Source organism: Corallococcus sicarius (assembly GCF_003611735.1).
Classification (GTDB): domain Bacteria; phylum Myxococcota; class Myxococcia; order Myxococcales; family Myxococcaceae; genus Corallococcus; species Corallococcus sicarius.
In genome coordinates this window covers 20,566-41,160 of sequence record NZ_RAWG01000060.1, presented here as the reverse complement: position 1 = coordinate 41,160, position 20,595 = coordinate 20,566, and the positions used below count along the sequence as shown (strand labels likewise).

The 20,595-nt window shown below is 71.5% G+C and carries 14 protein-coding genes; 5 read left to right on the top strand and 9 right to left on the bottom strand.

Annotation, left to right across the window (positions count from 1 at the left end; genetic code table 11):
* The 3 genes from D7X12_RS12265 to D7X12_RS12255 form a co-directional block, all read right to left on the bottom strand.
* On the bottom strand, positions 1-1,089 hold a 1,089-nt coding region (locus D7X12_RS12265), incomplete at its 3' end, for a lysophospholipid acyltransferase family protein (protein WP_120625457.1).
* A gap of 102 nt (positions 1,090-1,191) precedes the next feature.
* On the bottom strand, positions 1,192-1,971 hold the full coding sequence (locus D7X12_RS12260; RefSeq protein ID WP_120625456.1) for an anti-sigma factor family protein: 780 nt from the start codon (positions 1,969-1,971) through the stop codon (positions 1,192-1,194).
* On the bottom strand, positions 1,968-2,597 hold the full coding sequence (locus D7X12_RS12255; RefSeq protein WP_120625455.1) for an RNA polymerase sigma factor: 630 nt from the start codon (positions 2,595-2,597) through the stop codon (positions 1,968-1,970). Before D7X12_RS12255 ends, D7X12_RS12260 begins: the two co-directional genes overlap by 4 nt.
* 123 nt (positions 2,598-2,720) lie before the next feature.
* On the opposite strand from D7X12_RS12255, the gene D7X12_RS12250 reads away from it, so the two are divergent.
* The 5 genes from D7X12_RS12250 (at position 2,721) to D7X12_RS12235 (ending at position 7,276) form a co-directional block, all read left to right on the top strand.
* Positions 2,721-3,989 carry a hypothetical protein gene (locus tag D7X12_RS12250; RefSeq protein WP_120625454.1) on the top strand — a complete coding sequence of 423 codons (1,269 nt, stop codon included), beginning with the start codon at positions 2,721-2,723 and terminating at the stop codon, positions 3,987-3,989.
* The gene (locus D7X12_RS12245) at positions 3,986-4,735 is read left to right on the top strand and encodes a hypothetical protein (RefSeq protein WP_120625453.1); all 750 of its coding nucleotides are present in this window, start codon (positions 3,986-3,988) and stop codon (positions 4,733-4,735) included. Before D7X12_RS12250 ends, D7X12_RS12245 begins: the two co-directional genes overlap by 4 nt.
* Positions 4,732-4,860: a hypothetical protein gene (locus D7X12_RS45000; RefSeq protein ID WP_279637170.1), complete on the top strand. Its 129-nt coding sequence runs from the start codon at positions 4,732-4,734 to the stop codon at positions 4,858-4,860. The genes D7X12_RS12245 and D7X12_RS45000 overlap by 4 nt, the downstream gene beginning before the upstream one ends.
* 38 nt (positions 4,861-4,898) lie before the next feature.
* Entirely contained in the window at positions 4,899-5,960 is a 1,062-nt protein-coding gene (locus D7X12_RS12240; RefSeq protein WP_244224506.1) for a putative Ig domain-containing protein, read from the top strand.
* Positions 5,961-6,103: 143 nt separating this feature from the next.
* Positions 6,104-7,276: a NosD domain-containing protein gene (locus tag D7X12_RS12235; protein WP_120625451.1), complete on the top strand. Its 1,173-nt coding sequence runs from the start codon at positions 6,104-6,106 to the stop codon at positions 7,274-7,276.
* Between the two features lie 25 nt (positions 7,277-7,301).
* On the opposite strand, the gene D7X12_RS12230 is transcribed toward D7X12_RS12235, so the two are convergent.
* The 6 genes from D7X12_RS12230 to accC all read right to left on the bottom strand — a co-directional run bounded on the left by D7X12_RS12230 (position 7,302) and on the right by accC (position 20,545).
* Positions 7,302-7,805 carry a hypothetical protein gene (locus D7X12_RS12230; protein WP_120625450.1) on the bottom strand — a complete coding sequence of 168 codons (504 nt, stop codon included), beginning with the start codon at positions 7,803-7,805 and terminating at the stop codon, positions 7,302-7,304.
* Positions 7,806-7,846: 41 nt separating this feature from the next.
* Complete coding sequence (locus D7X12_RS12225) at positions 7,847-10,921, bottom strand: POTRA domain-containing protein (RefSeq protein WP_120625449.1); 3,075 nt, start codon at positions 10,919-10,921, stop codon at positions 7,847-7,849.
* Between the two features lie 14 nt (positions 10,922-10,935).
* Entirely contained in the window at positions 10,936-14,856 is a 3,921-nt protein-coding gene (locus D7X12_RS12220; protein WP_120625448.1) for a translocation/assembly module TamB domain-containing protein, read from the bottom strand.
* Between the two features lie 4 nt (positions 14,857-14,860).
* On the bottom strand, positions 14,861-15,802 hold the full coding sequence (locus D7X12_RS12215) for an ExeA family protein (protein ID WP_120625447.1): 942 nt from the start codon (positions 15,800-15,802) through the stop codon (positions 14,861-14,863).
* Positions 15,803-15,829: 27 nt separating this feature from the next.
* The gene (gene sgmX / locus D7X12_RS12210) at positions 15,830-18,967 is read right to left on the bottom strand and encodes a type IV pili formation protein SgmX (RefSeq protein WP_120625446.1); all 3,138 of its coding nucleotides are present in this window, start codon (positions 18,965-18,967) and stop codon (positions 15,830-15,832) included.
* Between the two features lie 192 nt (positions 18,968-19,159).
* Entirely contained in the window at positions 19,160-20,545 is a 1,386-nt protein-coding gene (gene accC, locus D7X12_RS12205; protein ID WP_120625445.1) for an acetyl-CoA carboxylase biotin carboxylase subunit, read from the bottom strand.
* Positions 20,546-20,595 lie beyond the last annotated feature (50 nt).

The following is a 20,595-nucleotide window of genomic DNA, read 5'->3' as shown; positions in this document are numbered from 1 at the left end:
GCTCACCGCCGCCACGGCGGTGAGCCCCCACCACCACGCGACGGACACCACCAGCGCGGTGAGGAACTTCACCGTGGCCTGGACATCCAGCTCCGCGCTCTTCGCCGCCATCCGGGGCACCGGGTACGGCAGCCCGAACAGCACCAGCCCCACCGCGAACAGCGGCAGTCCGAACACCAGCGTCAGCAGCGTCTTCACCACGAAGGGCGCCACGTTCCCCGGCCGGTACTCCACGGACAGGTCCTCCGGCCGCGTGGCCTGCACCAACGCCATCCGGTTGCGGAACGCCGCCAGGTGCAGCCGCAGGCGCTCGTAGCGGTCCGGCTCCTGCGCGCGGAACAGCCGCACGCCGCGCGCCCACAGCCGCAGCCGCTCCGGATCCAGCTTGCTGCCCTGACGGAAGGCGTAGAGCTGCTCCGCCACCTGCACCACCGGCAGGTCCTCCCACTGCTCCAGGTTCAGCGTCACCGCGCGCAGGCCCTCCGCCACCCGCTCCGTCAGCGCGCGCACCGCCTCCTGCTCCGACGTGGCCTCCGCGTCCTTCGGCAGGAAGGCCGTCACGTCGATGGACGCTCCCTGGTCGATGAGCACCTCGCTGCGGAAGACGTTCTTCTGCGCGTAGGTGAGCCCCACCGGAACGATGCGCACCGGAGCCCCCTCGCGCGCGGCGTTGAGCGCGATGCGCGCCGCGCCCGTCTTCAGCTCCGCGAGCCCCGGCTCCGAATGGCTCTTGCCCTCCGGGAAGATGGTGATGGCGCGCCCCTTCACGAGCGCGCCCTTCGCCGCGTCCAGCGTCCCCTCGTTGCGGCCCATCTGCGCCGGGTCGTCCTGCTTGCGGTACACCGGCAGCGCGTCCAGCCCCTTCAGCAGCCAGCCGATGACGGGCAGCTTGAACAGCGGCGCCTTGGCCAGGAACGTCACCTGGCGCCGCGTGAGGATGAACACCAGCGCCGGGTCGATGAGCCCGTTCGGATGGTTGCCCACGAAGAGCACCGGCCCGGAAGGCTGCTCCGCCGGAGCATTCACCTTCAACCGATAGAAGAGACGCAGGGCCAGCGCCACCACCGCCCGAACACACGCGTAGAACACGGTGCGGACTGTATACCGGCGCACGAATCCAGGCCCGCTCCGGCCACGGACACTGTCACCGGCGGGGCTCCGACGACCACACCCTCCCGCCGGTTCAGGGTGCTACGGCGTGAGCGTCACCTGCGTGTCCGCGAGCGTGCGGCCCTGCGCATCGGTGAAGCTGGCGCGGACCCGCACGGCGTCCGTCAGCCAACCGCCCTGCACCGGGGTGCTGAACGGCAGCGGCACATCCACGCCGGCCGCGACCTCCGGGGCCGCGCCCTCGCTCGGGAAGAAGCGCAGGGGCTCACCCGTCTTCGACACGCCCTCCAGCGACAGGCGCACGCGCTCCGGCGCGGTGTAGCTGAATTGCACCGCGTTGCCCTCCGCGCACGCGAGCGTCCCGCCCGGCCGGGCCTCCGCGAGCACCGTGCCCGTGGGCGCGACGCAGAAGGCCCGCACACCCCAGGCCCCGACACCCGGCGCTGACGAGCGCGCCTGCCACTCCTGCGTCCCCGTCACGTCGGGGCGCTGGAGCGAGGGTCCGACGACGACCAGCGCCACCGTGGCCGCCGCGGCGCCCAGCGACAGGGGGACGAGCAAGGGGGATGTGAACCACCGGCGCTCAGGCCGCGCCACCGGCCTTGGGGCGGGCCCGGCGGCCTGCGCCAGCTTCGCGAACAGCGCCTGTTCCAGCAGCGCGCCGTGGGCCTTCGGCAGCGCGCGCAGCTCCAGCACCGACTCCACGCGGGAGAGCTTGTCGTAGGTCTGCTGGCACTCCGGGCACGTCGCCAGGTGCGCGCGCAGGCGCCCGAAGCCCGCGGCGTCCAGCCCTCCGTCCGTCCCCTTCTGGAAGAGGGCCGCCATCGCCTTCTTCGCCTGACGGTCGTCACATCCGCTCATCGTGCACTCCGCCGCTTGAAGAAGCTCCAGCCCTGCGTCTCCAGGTCCTCCAGGTACCCCTTCGACTGGAGGAACCCGAGCAGCCTGGACTTCAACCCGAACTCGCGCCGCCGCACCTGGATGCGCGTGAGGCCCAGCGCCGTGGCGGCCTCTTCCTGGGCCACGCCCTCGCCGAAGCGCAGCTCGAACAGCCGGTGCTCCTCGCGCGTCAGCCCTTCCTTGAACGCCGCGAGCAGCGCCTCCACCTCGCGGTCCTCCACCAACTCCGCGAGCCCGCCGTCCTCGCCCGACGCCTCGGTGAGCCCCTCGAAGGGCTCGTCCCTGCCTACGACTTCGCGCTCGCGCGACTGCTCCAGCAGCACGTTGCGCGCGATGCCCATCAGGAAGTGCGCGTAGGGACGCGAGCCGTTGTAGGCCGTGCGCGTGCGCGGCTCGAAGGCGCGAGCGAAGGTCTCCAGCAGTGTGTTCTCCAGCTCCATCGCGTTCCTCAAGCGGGTGAACGTCCCCCGCCAGGCGGCCGCCTTGAGCAGGCGAGCGAGCGGCTCCGCGTGCGCGCGATACACCTCCGCCAACACCTCCGGGGTGCCTTCGCGAAAGCGGCGCAGCGTGTCGTCATCCCACTCCATCCCTCAGGGGCTTACCGCGACCGTCGCGGTCCCGTCACTCCCATGTTGTCGCGAGCAGCCTCAGGTGGATTGTCGGACGTTTTCCGTGGCATCCTTTTCCACCGCGCACTGCGCCATCTCCCCATGCGATCGCCCTCCCACAGGACCCTGGCCCTGGGTGTGCTCCTCCTGGTGGGAACCGCCGCGAGCGCCGCCCCCGAACAGGTCCACTACGCGCTCATCGTGGCCAGCAACACCGGCACCGAGCCGTCCCAGGCCCCCCTGCGCTACGCCGACGACGACGGCGCCCGGTACTACGAGCTGTTCGCCCCCCGCTCGCGCGAGGTGGTGCTGCTGAGCGTGCTGGACGCCGACACGCAGGTCCTGCACCCGGGGCTCGCCGCGAAGACGCGGCCCCCCACGCACGCCGCGCTGTGGGATGCGCTCGCCCGCCTGAACGCCCGCATGGCCGGAGACCGGGCCCGGGGCGCGGTGCCGGTGCTGTCCTTCGTCTTCGTGGGCCACGGCAAGCGCGGCGCCGCGGGTGAGGGCACCGTGAGCCTGCTGGACGGCCCCCTGACGCGCACGGAGCTGTTCTCGCGCGTGCTCGCGCCGAGCAAGGCGTCCTTCCTCCAGCTCATCGTGGACGCGTGCGATTCGTACTTCTTCGTCCACTCGCGGGGCTCGCTGCCGGTGGGGCCCGCGTACGCGGAGGCGGTGAAGGGGCTCCTGGGCGGCCGCGAGCTGGAGCGCTTTCCCCAGGTGGGCGTGGTGCTGTCCACGTCGTCGGAGCAGGAGAGCCACGAGTGGAGCGCCATCCGCTCCGGCGTCTTCAGCCACATGGTGCGCTCGGCGCTGTCGGGCGCGGGGGACGTGAACGGGGATGGACGGGTGGACTACGCGGAGCTGCGGGGCTTCGTGGCGGCCGCGAGCCACGGCATGGACGACGTGCGCGGCCAGCCGCGCGTGTTCATCCAGCCGCCCGCGTTGGATCGCGCGTTCGCGCTGACGGACCTGGGGGAGGCCGCGTCGCTGGGCTACCTGCTGGTGCCCACGGGCCTGGAGGGCCGGCTGTGGGTGGAGGACGCGCGCGGCATCCGCGTGGTGGAGCTGCACAAGGAGCGCGAGCGCCCGCTGGTGCTGTCGCTGCCCGTGGGCCGGGGCTACTACCTGCGCGCGACGGGCCGGGAGGCGGCGTTCGCCATCACCCGCGCGAGCGAGGTGGTGGATGCGGGCGGGCTGCGCTGGCGTGAGACGAGCGTGGCGGCGCGGGGCGCGGTGGAGGATGCGCTTCGCGACAAGCTGTTCGCCGTGCCCTTCGGGCCGCGCTTCTACCGGGGCTACATGGCGAGCCTCGGGCTGACGCCGGCGCCGGGAGACGCGGACGAGGCGGACGTGGCCCGCGCGCCATGAGTCTGTCCGCCGTGTCCCTCCTGCTCTGGCTCGCGCAGGGTGCCGTCCCGTGCGACGCGAACACGCGCGTGGTGCTCGTGCCCTTCGAGCGCGTGGCGCTGCCGTCCGCGGAGGCGCGCGCGCTGGAAGACGCCACGCGGCGCGCGGTGGCCGCCCTGCCGGACGCGTGTCTGGAGTCGCGCGACGACACGGTGGCGAGGCTGCGCGCTTCGGGCGCGTCGTTGTCCGCATGTGGCAACGCGGAGTGCCGGAGCGCCCAGGTCGGGGCGCTGGGCGCGCGCAGGATGGTGCGCGGTGTCGCGCTGGGCGTGGGAGGCAGGCGCAGCGTGGCGCTGACGGTGACGGACGCGCGAGGCCCGGAGACGCGGGCACATTTCGAGGCACCGGCCACGACTCCGGGTGAGACGGAGGCCCGGGCGAAGCAGGCGCTCCAGGAGGTCTGGTCTCCGCTGGGAACCGCGCGGGCGGCGCCTCGCGGTTCGCGGCTGCTGCCCAAGGTGTTGCTGGGCACGGGCGGCGTGGCGCTCGCGGTGGGCGTGGGCTTCGGGCTCGCGGCGCGGAGCACGGAGTCGAAGGTGTCGAAGAGCGGCGGCGAGTGCGCCACGGCCGGTGAGGACTTCACGAACTGCTTCGCCTCGCGGCTCGACCACGGACGGCGGCAGGCGCGGACCTCGAATGTGTTGCTGGGGCTGGGCGCGCTGCTCGGCGTCAGCGGTGCGCTGTCGTTCGTCTGGGAGCTGCCATGAGCGTGCGCCGGACCGCCTGGGCGAGCACCTCCCTGCGGATGGCGCGCATGTCTCACGCGCTGCGAAGCGCGAGCGCGCGGCTCGTCCTCGCGGGCTCGGTGCCCTTCGTCTGGGAGCTGCCGTGAGCGTGCGCCGGACCGCATGGGCGAGCGCCTTGCTCCTCATGGTAGGGGCCTGCTCGTTCGCGCCGGACCTCTCACGCTTCGCCGAGTGCGATGCGTCGGGAGCATGTCCCTCGGGCACCACCTGCCTCGCCTCGGAGAACCGTTGTCTGCCGGCCTGTGGCGAGGGCCATACGTGCGACGCCCCGGGCTCCGAGGACTCCGGCACGGACGCAGGCACGGACGCGGGCACGGACGTGGATGCCGGTACGACGCCCGACGCGGGCACGACGGACGCGGGCGAGCCGGCCGACGCGGGCCCCACCGCGCTCTCGCTGGAGTCCACCCTCCTGACGGAGGGCATCGAGACCCTGCCCTACTCCGCCTCGCTCCAGGCCCGGGGCGGAACGCCGCCGTACACCTTCAACGCCACGGGGCAGCTCCCGGCGGGCTTCTCGCTCGACACCGAGGGCCGGCTCACCGGCACGCCCACGCGCGCGGGGGATGCGTTCCTCCCGGTGGAGGTGACCGACCAGGGCACCCCGAAGAAGCGCGCCAGCGGCAACCTGCTCCTGCGCGTCCGGCCCCTGCTGCGACTCGCGGGCCCGGGGCCGCTCGCGGACGTGCCCCAGAACCGCGCCTACACGGAGCGCCTCTCCGCCACCGGCGGCCAGCCTCCGTACCGCTTCGCCCTCGCCTCCGGACAGGCGCTGCCCACCGGGCTCACGCTGTCCGCCGACGGCAGCGTCACCGGGACGACGACGCAGCAGGGCATGCAGGAGTTCTGGGTGGACGTGACGGACAGCGCCACGCCGCCGCAGACCGCCTCGCGCCGGCTCAGCCTCACCACCGTGGATGCGTCCGGGATCGTCAAATGCCTCTCGCGCGCGGTGCCGGATGGCCGCGTGGGCACGGAGTACAGCTACACCCTCAAGACGGTCGGTGGCTCTGGCACGTTCTCCTGGAGCGTGAAGAGCGGAGAGCTGCCGCCGGGCGTCGTGCTGGACACCCAGCAGGGCATCCTCTCAGGTACGCCCACGCGCGCGGACACGTTCACCTTCGTCATCGGCATCGGTGACCTGCTCACCAGCGACCAGCAGACCCTCTCCCTCAAGGTCGACTGACCGCGATTCTTGGGCCAGCCCCCCGTGCCCCCAGGGTGTCTCCCCCCAGGCAGCGCGCTGCCACCCGTGGGGGGGAAGCCTCCTGGGTGGGGGTGCCTAGCCTCCCTGCCACGGGTCGGGCACCTCCGGCCGAGGGAGGCAGCATGCGGCAAGCACGGGGTTTCATCATCGTGGGGACCATGGCGGCGTTGCTCGCGGGGACACCCGCCGCGCAGGCTGGCGGCGTGGTGGAGTTCGACGCGGAAGCCAAGGTGGTGAACACCTCGGGTTGCAACGTCCAGTGCGGTGACGTCATCACCCAGCACACGATGCTCACGCACGACCTCGCCTGCCCGGGCACGGCGCCCTTCGCGCTCAAGGTCGCCGGTGAAGGCGTCGTGCTCGATCTCGGCGGCCATCGCGTGTACCGCACCGGCCCGGAGACGGACGGCTCCCAGGGCATCGTCATCGAGGCCAGCAGCATGGTGCGCAACGGAACCCTCCAGGGCTTCGACCTGGGGTACGTGGTCGACAACGGCACGAACGTGCGGCTGCACCAGCTCGCGCTCGTCGACAACAGGATCGGCGTCTACAACCGGAACAGCTACACGAGGTTCCTCATCACGAACTCCCGCTTCAGCGGCAACGACACGGGGGTGAGCAGCGAGTTCGCCGCATCGAATGGTGAGTTCGACATCCGCTCGACGGTGTTCTCCCACAACGGGCGCGCGATCTTCACGGGCTCCCACGGTGTGGACGTGCTCGATTCGACCTTCACGTCGAACGGGCTCGCCGTCTACTGCTTCGGTGGCCGCGCCCGCTTCCGCTCGAGCACGCTCGTGGAGAACACCGCCGTGGGCACGATGCGGTTGGACTTCGGCGGCCCCTACACCTGCGATGAGATGCGGTTCGAAGACTCGCTCATCGCGAACAACACCGCGCTCGCCCCTCCGACCGATCCCGTCTGGGAGACAGTCCGCCTGTCGATGCTCGACACGTGGGTCGTCAACAACGGCAGTGGCCTCCAGGCCGCGGCCAACACCGTCTACCTCGACGGCAATACCCTCTGGGACAACGGGGGCGGACTGACCCTGTCCGACCTGCCGGAGGCCGTCCCCACCCCGCTCACGGGCATCGTCCGCGACAACCGCTTCCTGCGCAACGACGGTGACGGCCTGCGGGTCCTGCCGCCCAGCACCCCCACGCTGATCAGCAACGTCGCCCTGGGCAACACGGGCTGGGGCATCTACGCGCCCACCGCCTTCGACGGAGGCGGCAACGTCGCGCGGGACAACGGCACGGGTGACTGCGTAGGCGTCCTCTGCACCCCGTACTGACAGCGCCAGGGTCACCCGGCGTGCCTCACGGGTAGTGGTCCACCACCAGGATGATGCCGGTGTTGTCCTGCACCACGGAGAAGCCCTTCATCGGGCTGGGATACGCGATGAGCCCCTCGCCGTCGCGGTCCCAGCGCGAGTCCAGCAGCACGCCGCAGAAGGGCACCGACGTGGCACCGCTCTCCGGCGTGAAGATGCGGTCATACCGGCCGAACACGCGGTGCTTCGTCACGAAGAGCCGCCCGCCGATGCGCGCCCCCGGCAGCTTCGCCTCCCCCACCCCCTGCGGCAGCGCGATGACGAAGCTGTAGTTGTACCGGGCCGGCCCCGGGTGGTCCTGGATGCTGTCCACGATGACGGGGATGCGGTCGCCGGGCTTCAGCCCCAGCCGCTCCATCTGGAGCTGCGCGCCGCGAGGACAGCTCCCCTCCGGAGGCATCCACTTGGGGCGCGGCGGCTTCGCGGACGCGTCCGGCCCGTGCTGACACGCGAGCGCGAGCAGCCCCAGCAGCGCCCATCCTCCAGTCATCCCTCGGCGCGTACGCGCGAAGCTCACAGCGGGACCTCCGGTCAGAACGTGCCGATGCTGAAGTGGAACTGCGTGGGGGCTTCGTTGAGGGCCTCGTCGCGGTCCAGGTTGAAGCCCACGTCGAAGGCCAGCGGACCCACGGGCGTCACGTAGCGCAGGCCCACGCCGGCCGCGTAGCGCAGCACCTTCAAGTCAAAGAGCGTGCGGTCCTGCCAGAGGTTGCCCACCTCGAAGAACAGGCCCAGGTCCACCGCCGCCACCGCGGGCACGCGCAGCTCCGCCTTGCCCAGCGTGTAGAGCTCGCCGCCCTGGCTCGCGGGCACCTGGCCGGAGAGCACCGCCTTCAAATCATCCGGGCAGCCCGCGGGAGTAATCACCGCGCGGCACGCCGCCAGCCGCTGGTGCAGCACCTCGCGCACGTCCTGCGGCAGCACGCCGTCCTCGCGGAAGCCGCGCAAGCTGGACGAGCCGCCCAGGTAGAACAGCTTGGAGCCGATGTTCTGCGAGCCCTGCGTCAGCGGCACGATGGTGCCCGCCCGCGCGCTCACCGCCACGCTCGCGCGGCGCCCCAGCGGCGCGTACGCGCTGACGCTGCCCGACAGCTTCACGCCGTCGATGGGGAACTCCGGCACGCGGTTGCCCGCCACGTCCGTGGGGTGCACGCTGATGCCGCGCATGAACTCCGCGCTGGTGCTCAGCACCATGCCCCGCCGCGGGTTGGCCGGATCATCGCGGAAGTCCAGCGTCGCGGACGGCCGCAGCGAGTGCAGCGCGAAGTCCCCGTACGGGTAGCGCAGCCGCTCCTGGTCCGCGCGGTTCACCAGCTCCAGCACGCCCGCGCGCGAGCGCAGCCGGTTGTTCTCCACTTCGTACTGGAGCGACACGTTCACCCACGACGCCAGCGCCCAGTCCGCGCCCACCACCGCCGCGAACCGCGTGGACAGGTACGAGGGCCGGTGCACGCGCTCGCCAATCAGGTCCAAGCGCGCGCCAATCTCCTGCGGCGCCAGGAAGGACAGCCGGGGCTGCGACAGCGCCAGGTTGCCGCGTCCGCCCAGGCCGCTGAAGCCATCCAGGTCCGTCTCACATGCCTCGCCGGACAGCTCCCCGGTGTCGCAGCCCACGGGGAGCCGCGAGGACGACAGCGCCTCCGCGCTCGCGCCCGCGTAGTTCACCTTGCCGCGCGCCAGCAGGTTCAGGCCCCGGCCATCCAGGTTGCGCCAGGCCGTATCCAGCGTGATGCGCGGACCGTCCACCAGGAAGTAGCCGCCGGACACCTCGCCGTCGATGCGCGGACGCTCCTGCACCGTCACCAGCACGTCCTTGGAGGCCTCGCGCCGGTTGGGGTCCGCCAGCGACACCTCCGCCTGACGGAACAGCCCCAGCCGCGACAGCCGGCGCTGCGCGTCCGCCAGCTCCTCCACCGACAGGGGCTCTCCCGGCTTCAAATCCAGCTGCGCCAGCACCACGTCGGGGTCGGTGCGCTTGAGCCCCTGGAGCAGCACCTGCCCCACGTGCACCCGGGGCCCGGAGTCCACGCGGAACACCACCTGCGCGGACGTGCCCTCCCCGTCCACCGACACGGCGTTGCTCACGTTCGCGAAGAGGTAGCCCTCGCGGCCCAGCCCACGCTCCAGCGTCGCCTGCGCCGCTTCCACCCGCTCGAAGCTCAGCGGCTCACCGGTGGGCAGCAGCAGCGTCACCCACGTGGGGTCCACCTCCTTCGGCATGCCCTCGAAGCGCGGCGCGAGCATCAGCGCCCGGGGCCCCTCCTCCACGTCGAAGTCCGCCTCCGCCGTGTGGTGGACCGCGTCCACGGTGAGGCCGCGGAAGGTCACCAGCGCGGACGCGAAGCCCTGCTCGCGGTAGGCCGTCGTCATCGCGTCCACGGCCTCCAGCCACGCGTCCTCCACGTACACCGTGGACGGGTCCGGCGGGGACACCACGCTCGTGTCGAAGCGCCGCTCGCGCCCCTCCAGCTCCAGCGGGTCCTCGCGCATGGGCAGGTCCAGCTCCGGCCACGTCTCCTGCACCGCCACCTGGCCCGTGAGCGCCGCGCGCAGCGCCTCCGACGACAGCGCCACGTTCCCGTGGAAGCGCACCTCCGTCACGCGCAGCGGGTGTCCCTCGTCCACCTGGAAGCCCAGCACCGCCGCGTCCCCGTCCGGCCGCACCGCCTCCAGCGCACGCACGCGCGCGTCGTGGAAGCCCCGCCGCCGGTAGAACGCCTCCAGCCGCCGCGCGAGCCGGTCCGCCAGGGCCTCGTCCAGCGTCTCCTCCCCGTCGTACGCCACCACGCGCGTCAGCAGCGAGTCCGGGAAGCGGCGGTTGCCCGTGAAGCGCAGGTGGAAGGCCGGTCCCGCCGCCAGGGGCACCGCCACGGACGCCTCGCTGTCCTTCACGACGACGGTGGGCGGCCCCACCCACGCGCGCCAGTGCTGGCCCTCGCGCAGCAGCACCCGGAGCCGGTCCAGGCCGCCGTCCAGCTTCGCCCGGTCGAACACCTCACCGGGCTTCATCCCCAGCGCCTCCACGAGCGTCGGCAGGGGCAGCGCGGGGCTGCCGGAGAACGTCACCTGCCGCACGCGCGTGGGCTTGCCCTCCTCCACCACCAGCGTCACCGCCACGCCGCCCGCGGGCACCGGCTGCTCCTCCACCTGCACGGAGACGGCGTCGTAGCCCTTGCGCTGGTAGGCCTCGCGCACGGAGGCCGCCGCCGTGTCCAGCTCCTCTGGATCCAACGGCCCGCCCTCCAGGAGGCCGCTCGCCTCCAGCAACTCACCGGCCGTGAGCACGCGGTTGCCGCGCACCGCCACGTGCGACAGCAGCGGCAGCGGCGTGAGCTGGAAGACGAGCCGCACCCCGCCGGGCACGTCCTCCGTCAGCGCCACCACGTCCGCGAAGCGCCCCGTGGCGAACAGCTGCTCCACGGACCTGCGCACCGCGCCCGGCGTCAGCGCCTGCCCCTTGCGCACCGTGACGAGCCCCGAGAGCCCCTCGGACGCCACCCCTTCCGGCAGGTGCAGCTCCACCGCCACCACGTCCGGGGCCGCGTCGTCATCTCCCGCGCGGGTGGACTGCGCGAAGGCGGGCTGCGCGCACACGAGGAGCAGCACCGCGGTCAGCGCGGCTACTCGACCTCCCAGCCCAGCTTCAGCTCGAGCCCGAGGTTTCCGAACGACGCCTGGCTGTTCTCGTTGTCCCACTGGGCCTGTGCGGAAAGACGGTCGTCGAAGCGATACTCAGCGCGTGCCCGGGTGCCACGCCCACTCACCGGTTGGGTCATCCCGATTTTAAGCTGCTCGGAGAGGAACTTCGACTCAAGTTGTGCGGTGGGCTCCGCTTGTCGGGTGGCGTCGTTGTAGGTGGTGGCGATCTGCAGGGACAAATCCCTGAGCACGGGGTTGCTGGGCAGGAAGCGGCGCACCTGCCGGTCCAGGCCCGACACGTTGAAGAGGGCCTCCGCCGCCAGACCGTAGCTCGCCGACGCCGCCGTGTCCTTGTCCGCGCTCGTCACGCCCAGTGTCAGCAGCGACAGGATGTCACCCTCGGTGAGCACCGGCTCCGACGACAGGACGATGAGGGGGTTGGCCGGCCGGCCGAACGCATGCAACTTCACCACGAACTCGCGCACCTGCGTCTGCGCCTGCACCTCGAACACCGGGTCGATGCCGGACGCGTCGCGGAACTCCAGCTGCCCCTGCTCGATGGTGAAGAGGTTGTTGCGGAAGAACGCCTGACTGCCCTCGGCCGCCTCCACCCGCCCCAACAGGCCCGGCTTCACGTCCGTGCCGGTGAGCCGCACGTCGCCCAACAGCCGCGCCTTCGCCAGGTTGTTGTCCACCCGCACGTCGCCGAAGTGCACGTTGACGTCCCAGGTGAAGAACGCGTCCCGCGCGCGCTCGCCCCCGCCGCCCATGGCGAGCGACGGCTTCTTCTGCATCGCCTTGAGCAGCGATTCGATGTCGAGCGGCTTCTGGTAGCGCAGCTTCACGATGTCCAGCCCGCCCGTGACGGTGGGTCCGGTGGGCGGCCCCACCACCTGCAACAGGCCGGACACCGTGAGCGGCAGGTCCTCCGTCATCCGGTACGGGACGGCGTCCAGTTGCAGCGTCAGCGCCAGCCGCTTGGGCACGAAGCGCTCCAGCCGGATGTCGCCGCGCGCGGACACCTGCCCTTCGTTCACCTGCGCCTGCAGGTGCTCCAGGAGCACGCGCTGGCCCGTCATCTCCAGGCGCCCGGACATGGCGCGCACGCTCAAGGGCAGCTCGCGCATGGACAGCCGCACGTCGGAGAACTCCGCGGTGCCCACCACCGACGGCGCCTCCAGCGTGCCGGTGGCCTCCGCGTCCACGCGCAGCTCGCCGCCCACGCGCTCCATGCCCGGCAGGAGGGGCTCCAGCAGCCGCACGTCCATGCGCCCCTCGCGCAGGCTCATGTTCATCCCGCGCCGGCCCATCCACCCGCCCAGCGTCACGTCCACCGACGCGCCGCTGAAGCGGAAGGGCTGCACGTCCAGCCGCCCGCCGGCATAGGCCAGCACGATGGGCGCCTGGTTGCGTCCGCGCAGGTCGCCCCGGGCCAGCGACAGCTCCCGCAGCGTCGCCGCCACCTGGTACGCGTCCGGCTGCAACAGCGGCCCCTGCGCCGTCACCCGCCCGGCAATCATCCCGGTGACGCCCGCCAGCGCCGGCACCTGGGGCAGCAGCGGCCTGATTTCCGGCAGCAGCAGGTCCAGCGTGGACTCGAAGAGGTAGGGCTCCTTCACCGTCATGGACAGCGAGCCCTGCGCGTCGCGGAACGGGTGCCCGGTGATGCGCAGCGCCTTGCCCTGCTGGCGCAGCGTCAGGTCCATGGCGCCCAGGTCGCGCGAGGCGAAGGTGATGCGCGGCCCCTTCAGCGTGGCCTGGATGTCGGGGGCGTCCGCCGTGCCCGCCACGGTGCCCGCGAGCGCGAGCGTGCCCTGGATGCCCATCTCCTCCGCGGTCTCCGGGCCCACGGCCTCCGCGAGCGACAGGTTCTCCCCGCCGAAGCGGTAGTCCAGGCCGCCCGCGAAGAGGAAGGTGCCCTCCGCCCAGGTGCGTCCCAGCCGGCCGTCCAGCACGGTGCGCTCCAGCACCATCGCCTTGCCGTCCACGAAGCGCAGCCGCGCCGCGCCCGCGCCCAGCCGGCGCCCCAGGTACGTGGTGTCCTTCAGGTCGAAGGCCACCAGCCCCTCCAGCTTCTCCAGCGGACTGTCGATCTCCACGCGCCCGGACGCCGCGCCGCCAAACTGGCCCTGAAGCACTGCGATGGACGGGCTCAGGCCCGCCACCAGGTCCACCAGGTCCTCCGTGCGGCCCTGCGGCACGGTGAGATCCAGGCGCAGGTGCAGCAGCCGCGCGAAGGTGAGCGCCCCCTTGCCGAAGTACTGCGTGCGCCCCTTCTGGCCGGTGAGCGACGGGAACGACAGCACGCCGTCCGAGTACGACAGCTTCCCCTGCGTCACGCCCAGGCCGAAGCCCCAGAAGACGAAGTCGCGCAGCGACAGGCTCGCGTCCACCTTCACGTCCGAGTACGGCCCGACGATGGAGTAGTTCGCCGACCCGCGCCCGGACCACGGCAGCTCCGCGATGTGGCCGAAGTCCGACAGCTCCAGGTCGCCGTTGCCCTGGATGTCCAGGCCGCGCGCGGTGTCGAAGTAGAGCGTCACCTCTCCGTGCACGCGCGAGCGTCCGGACTCCACCGTGAGGCGGGAGAAGGACACGCGGTCGCCCTGCAGCTTCACCGCCGTCTGCGCGCGGCCCCGCTCGAACGTGAGCAGCGTCTTGCCCGCGTGCACCGGCGCGTCGAACGCGCGCGTGGCCAGCACGAAGCGGCCCGTGCGCAGGTCCAACGGACCGGACAGGGACGGCCGGGGCAGCAGCATCCCGGTGAGGTGCGCGCTCGCCGTCGCGGGGAAGTCCACCCAGGAGCCCGCCACGCCCGCGCGCTCCAGGATGCGCCCGAAGGACGCCTCCTCCGTCTGGAGCGACAGCTCCACCGGCAGCTCCGGCGTGAGCGTGAGCGCGCCGGACAGCTTCACCTTCCCCCCACCCAGCGGGGCCTCCAGCGACTCCACGCGCACGCGGTTGCCCGCGTAGGACAGGCGCGCGGTGAGGCTCAGCGGGCCGTAGCGCTCATAGGCCAGGTTGCTCGCGGACACGTCCGCGCCCACCACCAGCGCCGAGGGCTTCCCGGCGAGGGACAGGCGCGTCCACAGGTGGCCGGTGGCGGGGCGCGGCAAGAGCTTCGCCTGCGACAGCGTGCGCAGCGGCAGGAACACCTGCGCGTCCAGCGCGAGCGTGGGGTGGCACAGCGTCTCCACGCGGCCGGACACCGTCGCGGTGACGTCATCCAGCGTCACCTCCGCGCGCTCCACGTCCAGCAACCCCTCGTCCGGATCCAACGCGCCGGTGAAGGCCAACTGCCCCAGCGCCAGCTCGCCGCTGCCCTCGCCCAGGCGCAGCACGCCCCGCCGCGCACCCAGCTCCAGCTCCATCACGCCCCAGCGCTCCACCCACCCCACGTTCAGCTGCGACACCTCCACGCTGCGGCCTTCAGGCAGCGCGAGCCGCACCTCCGCGCCGGTGATGTCCAGCCGTCCCACGCCCACGTGCTCCAGCGGCGTGAGCGGGCACGTCCCGTCCTCGGAGGGCTTCGTGGGTGAGGGGCGGGACAGGTCCAACACCACGCGCGGGTGGCGCACGCGCACCTGACCCAGCATGAAGCGGCGGGACAGGGGCGACATGAAGCCCAGCGCCACCTCCGCCTCGTCCGCGGCGAACAGCGGCGTGTCCGAACCGGGCGCGAACAGAGAGACGCCGTGCAGCACCACGCGCGAGCCCAGCGGATCCAGCTCGCACCGGCCAATGCCGACGTCCATCCCCAGCACGGCCGGCAGGTTCCTGCGCGCCAGCGTGCAGGCCGCTTCCCAGGTGAACGGCTGACGCAACAGCAGGATGCTCCCCGACACCACGAGGAGCACCAACAAGAGCGCCTTGCGCGCACCGTTGCGGCTGGGGGGAGACACGCCCCTAGAGCTTACCGAGTCCCTCGAGGTAGCGGTCGATCTCCGCCAGATCGATTTTCGTGTTCGCCGTCCGAGGCAGCGACGTGGCGGGAGCGCTCGCCCGCTCGCCTGCCAGGGGAGCAGCCGAGCCGCCCTGGAGGCCCAGGTTCGTCCCGATGCGGTGCACCAGCTCCGCGTCGATGGACTCCTGGCGCACGAGGAACGCCTCGAAGAGGGCGTTGTCGCACAGGGTGTTGATGACGCGCGGCGTGCCACCCGAGTGCTGGTGGACGGCCAGCAGCGCCTCCGGCGTGAAGGGCATCCGCGGGCACCCGGCCAGCCGCAGCCGGTGCTTCACGTAGGCCTCCGTGGACTCCGCCGTGAAGGGCTCCAGCTTGTAGCGGAGCGCCACGCGCTGGGCGAGCGGCGGGTCCAGCTTCAGGTTCTTCTCAATCTCCGGCAGGCCGAAGAAGACGAAGGAGATGAGCTTGCGCTCGGGGACCTCCAGGTTCAGCAGCCCCCGGAACTCCTCCATGATCTCCCGCGTCTCCAGCATCTGCGCCTCGTCGATGAGGACGACGGCCTTCTTGCCGGACTCATAGATTTGCAGCAGGCGCTGGTAGAGCTGGGACAGGAGCGCCAGCTTCTCCTGCGCCGGGTTCTCCACGCCCAGCTGCAGCGCGATGCGGCGCAGCAGCCACTGGGCGGTGATGCCCGAGTGGATGATGACGAGCAGCGCGGCCTCGTACTCGGACTCGGGAAGCGAGTCGAGCATGCGCCGGGCGAGCGTCGTCTTGCCCGCGCCGATGTCACCCACGAGGATGGACAGGCCCTTCATGTAGCCCACGGCGTGCATCAGCCGGGTGAGGGCCTGCGAGTGCTGCGCGGAGTTGTAATAGAAGCGGCTCACCGGAGCGTTGGAGAACGGCTCCTGGGTGAGTTCGAAGTAGTCGAGGTAGGTCGTCATGGGCTCGCCGGTCCTCTCGGCAATGCGCTACACGTAGCCTACCTTGCGCGCCTTGGGGGCGCCCGCTGCGGGCACCGGCGTCGGCGTGGCGGCGGGCACCTGGCTTCCAGCGTGGGGCAGCGGGTCGTCCTCGGGCTGCGTCACCGCCGAAAGCCGCGTCACCTGCGAACCCACATCGCGGTACTTCGCGTCCATGGCGGCCACGCGCTGGAAGTGGAAGAGCGCCTTGCCCGACTCGTTGAGCGCGTCGTAGGCGCTCGCCAGTTCGAAGCCCAGGGCCTTCGCCACCTCACCCACCGCGAGCACGTTGGCCAGGCCTTCCTTGAAGACCTCCACGGACTCGTCCGGCCGGCCGCGCAGCGTGTGCAGCATGCCAATCATCGTCAGGCAGTCCAGCTCGCGCTTCGTGCCCAGGCAGCCCTGGCGGGCCACCTCGAACTCGTGAACGGCGTCGTCGAGCAGGCCCATTTCCTTGTAGGCGATGCCCAGGTCGTAGTGCGTGTCCACGTCCTCGGGCTTCACCACCTTGGCGAGGCCCTTCTTGAACTCGGCGAACACTTCGTCCACCGAGTACTGGAAGTCCTCGTCCGCCGGGGGCACCGCCGCCAGCGAGTCGCCGCCCAGGTCGTCGATCTCCCCGGCCAGCTCCGCCGCCAGGTCGAACGCGTCACGCTCACCGGTGGGCTCGTCCTGGAACCCCTCCGTCACCGGCTGCACGGACGGCACGGACAGGGGCTCCACCGGAGCCTCGAGCTCGGGGGCCGCGGCACCGCCGGCCTCCATCTCCTCCAGCCGCGCCATCAGCTCCCCGGCGCGCACGTGGCCGGGGAAGGCGATGGCGATCGTCTCCAGGATCTCCCGCGCCTCTTCGAGCAGGCCCTGGTCGAGGAAGAACGACGCCTCGTCGCACTCCTCGGCGGCGGGCTCGTCTTCAGGCTCGGGCTCCGGCGTCTCCTCCAGGGCCTCGGGCTCCGGCGTCTCCTCGGGCTCGGGCTCCGGCTCCAGCTCGGAATAGGCCTGCGCCTCCGCCGGCGCGAGCACGAGGTGCGCGGCGGTGGGCTCGTCGTCCTCGTCGCCCAACTGCGCGCCCGCTTCGTACTCCGGCTCCGGCTCGGAGACGGGCTCCGAGAACGCCGCGTCGTCCAGCGACTCGTCGAGCGAGGACGCGTCCAGGGGCGCGAGGCCCACGCGCGTGGGCGCGTCGTCGTCCGCGCCCAGCGACAGGCCGGCCGCGTCCGCGTCGGCGTCCAGGGACGGGAGCTGCAGCGTGTCCGGCGCGGCCTCGTTGAGCAGCGCGCGCGACGGGGACAGGATGCGCGTGGGCGGCGGCTCCTCCTCGTCGCCCAGCGACATGCCGCCTTCGTCGTCCGCGAGCACCATGGGCTCGTCGCCGCCCAGGTCGTCGAAAGAGTCGGCGGAGTCGGCCGGATACGACAGCGCGTCGTCCGGGGCCACCAGCGGTTCGTCGTCGGCGTCGGCCAGGCCCGGCTCGTCCGCCAGCACCAGCGCCTCGTCGTCGGAGCCCACGACCAGGTCGTCCTGCGGCGGCAGGTCGTAGATGGCGTTTTCGGAGGAGCTGATGGGCTCCCCCATCACCGCCTCCTCGCCGCTCAGGGTCGTCTCGGCGACCTCGTCGTCGACGATCTCGTCCGAGTCCGCCCCGTGGCTCAGCGCCGCCAGCGCCAGCTCGTCACCCTCGGGCTGCGCGAGCGCGTCGTCCGGCGGCTCCGCGACGAGGATCTCGTCCTCGTTGGAGTCCACCAGGATGGCGTCCTCCTCCAACGACTCCACGCTTGGGGCGGCCACCGGCGCCACCACCCCACCCTCCGAGCGCAGCACGGACAGGAAGGCCGGCACCTCCGGGTGCGCCGGGTTCTCCTGGAGGATGGTCGCCAGGTACGGCTGCGCGCGCGTCACGTCCGCGCGGCGCGTGCACAGGCGCAGCACGTTGAGCAGCTGCTCCGACGCCTGCGCGCCGTTATTGGCCGCCACGTAGATGTGGTACGCCTTTTCGTGCGCGTCCAGGTTCTCCGGATCCACCGCGAACACCTTGCGAAGGTGCTCGAGCGCTTTGTCGTGGAGCCCGTACTTCACGTAGACGTCCGTCTCCGTCAGCAGCTTGGCCAGCTGCTCGCGGCTCATCCCAGCGGGAGGCGGCGGCACGACGGCCACGGGCTGCGCGGCAGGCGCGGGACGAGAGGGCGCGGAGGAAGCGGGCGCGCTCCACGCGGGCGCGCTGGGCTCCTGCGCGGGCTCCGGCTCCGGCTCCGGCTCCGCGACAGGGCCCCGGCGCGCGAGCAGATCCGGGTCCTGCGGATCCAGCAGCTCAATCTGCGTCCACACGCCGTCGGCTTCGGCGGTGCGGCCGCGCTCCTGGTGGATCTTCGCGAGTTCCTTGTAGACGGACACCGTCTTGGAGACCTGGCCGAGCCCCTGGAACGCCTGCGCCAGGAGCGTCAGCGTCTCCACGTCGCGGCCGTCCGCCTTGAAGCACACCTGGAGCTTGGCGAGCGCGCGCTTCTGGTCGCCGCGCTGCAGGTAGGACGCGGCCAGCTCCTTCGCGAGCGGCAGGTTCTCCGGCTCCAGCGCGGAGAGCCGCTCGGCGACACGAAGCCAGTCGTCCGCGCGGCTGTTGCGCTTGAGGTACTCCGCGGCGCGCTTGAACTCCTGCGCCGCTTCCTTCGTCATGTTCTCGCGCGCGTACAGCTCCGCGAGCTTGATCTTCGACGCCACGTTCTCCGGGTCGAGATCCACCATCTTCTTGAGGGTGTCGAGGCTGGAGCGGGTGTCGCCCGCCTTGTCGTAGTGATTGGCGACGATCTGGAAGTACGCCATCGCCTCCGACATCAGCCCCAGCTGCTGGTGCAGCTCCGCCAGCTTGAGGTTCACCTCCAGCAGGTTCGGGTTGAGCTTGAGGACCTGCTTGTAGAGCGCGACGGCCTTGAGGAAGAAGCCGTCCGAGGAGTAGCTCTCCGCGACCTTGGTGAAGAAGTGCGCCGCCTGGGCGTTGTCGTTCTTCTTCTGGTACAGCTCCCCCATCTTCTGGAGGACCCGGATGTCCTTCGGGTCGACCTCCAGGACCTTCTGGTACTCCTTGATGGCCTTGTCGTACGCGCCCTTCGCGACCAGCTTCGCGGCGGCTTCGATGATCTTGTTCTTGTCCATCGAGCGTGCGCTTCCGGCAGGCAGAAACCCCGAGGAACTTCGCGGGTTTCAGTCCTTCTCTGAGGGGGAGGTTCGGAGGCTAACGGAATCCTCCGATGCGGGTCAAGAAACAGCCTGCCATCCCCCCAGAACGGATCACCCGCCCGGACGCTCGTCCGCCCGGGGGGCTGCTGGGTGCGACACGCCGGCGTGCTACGGCGTCTCTTCCATGGCCTTCTTCAGCCGGCGGGAGCCCGTCTCGCTCGCCAGCAGGCGCTCCACGAAGCGCGTGTCGTAGTTGCCCTCCTGGAAGGACTCCTCCGCCAGCGCGGCCCGGTGGAACGGGATGTTGGTGCGGATGCCCTCCACCACGTACTCGGAGAGTGCGCGCTGCATGCGCCGGATGGCCGTCTCGCGGTCCTCCGCGTGGACGATGAGCTTCGACAGCAGGCTGTCGTAGTGCGGCAGCACCGTGTAGTTCTCGTAGGCCGCCGAGTCCACGCGCACGCCGTAGCCGCCCGGCACGCTGTAGCCGGTGATCTTCCCCGGCCACGGCGCGAAGGTGACGGGGTCCTCCGCGTTCACGCGGCACTCGATGGCGTGCCCGCGGATCTGCACGTCCTCCTGCTTGAAGCGCAGGGGGTGCCCGTAGGCCATGCGGATCTGCTCGCGCACCAGGTCCACGCCCATGACCATCTCCGTCACGGGGTGCTCCACCTGGATGCGGGTGTTCATCTCCATGAAGTAGAACTGCCCGTGCTCGTCGAGCAGGTACTCGATGGTGCCCACGTTGTTGTAGCGCAGGGCCTTCATCGCGTTGACGGACACCTCGCCCATCCGCTGGCGCAGCTCCGGCGTGAGCGCGGGCGACGGGCACTCCTCGATGAGCTTCTGGTGCCGGCGCTGCACCGAACACTCGCGCTCATTGAGGTGGATGACGTTGCCGTGCTCGTCGGCGACGATTTGGATCTCGATGTGGCGCGGCTTCTCCACGTACCGCTCGATGTAGAGGTCGCCGTTGGAGAAGCTGGCCAGGGCCTCCGCCTGCGCGGTGGAGAACGCCTGCGCGAGCACACCCGGCTCGCGGACGATCTTCATGCCCTTGCCGCCGCCGCCCGCGGCCGCCTTGAGGATGACCGGGAAGCCGATCTCCTTGGCGAAGGCCTCCGCCTCGCGCGGATCCTTCACCACGCCGGGGCTGCCGGGCAGCAGCGGCATGCCCGCCTCCCGGGCCGCACGGCGCGCACTCACCTTGTTGCCCATCAGCCGCAGCATCTCCGGGCGCGGACCGATGAAGCGGATCTTGCAGTTCTCGCAGACCTCCGCGAACTCGGCGTTCTCCGACAGGAAGCCGTAGCCGGGGTGGATGGCGTCCGCGCGCGTGATTTCGGCCGCGGAGAGCAGCTGCGGCACGTTGAGGTAGCTCTCCTTCGACGACGGCGGCCCGATGCAGACCGCCTCGTCGGCGAAGCGCACGTGCAGCGCGTTGGCGTCGGCGGTGGAGTGCACCGCCACGGTGGCGATGCCCAGCTCACGGCATGCGCGGATGACCCGCAGGGCAATCTCCCCGCGGTTGGCGACCAGTACCTTCTTGAACACGTCCGTGCTCCTTGAGAGGGCCTGGGACGCATCCGGCCCAGGCGGGCCGG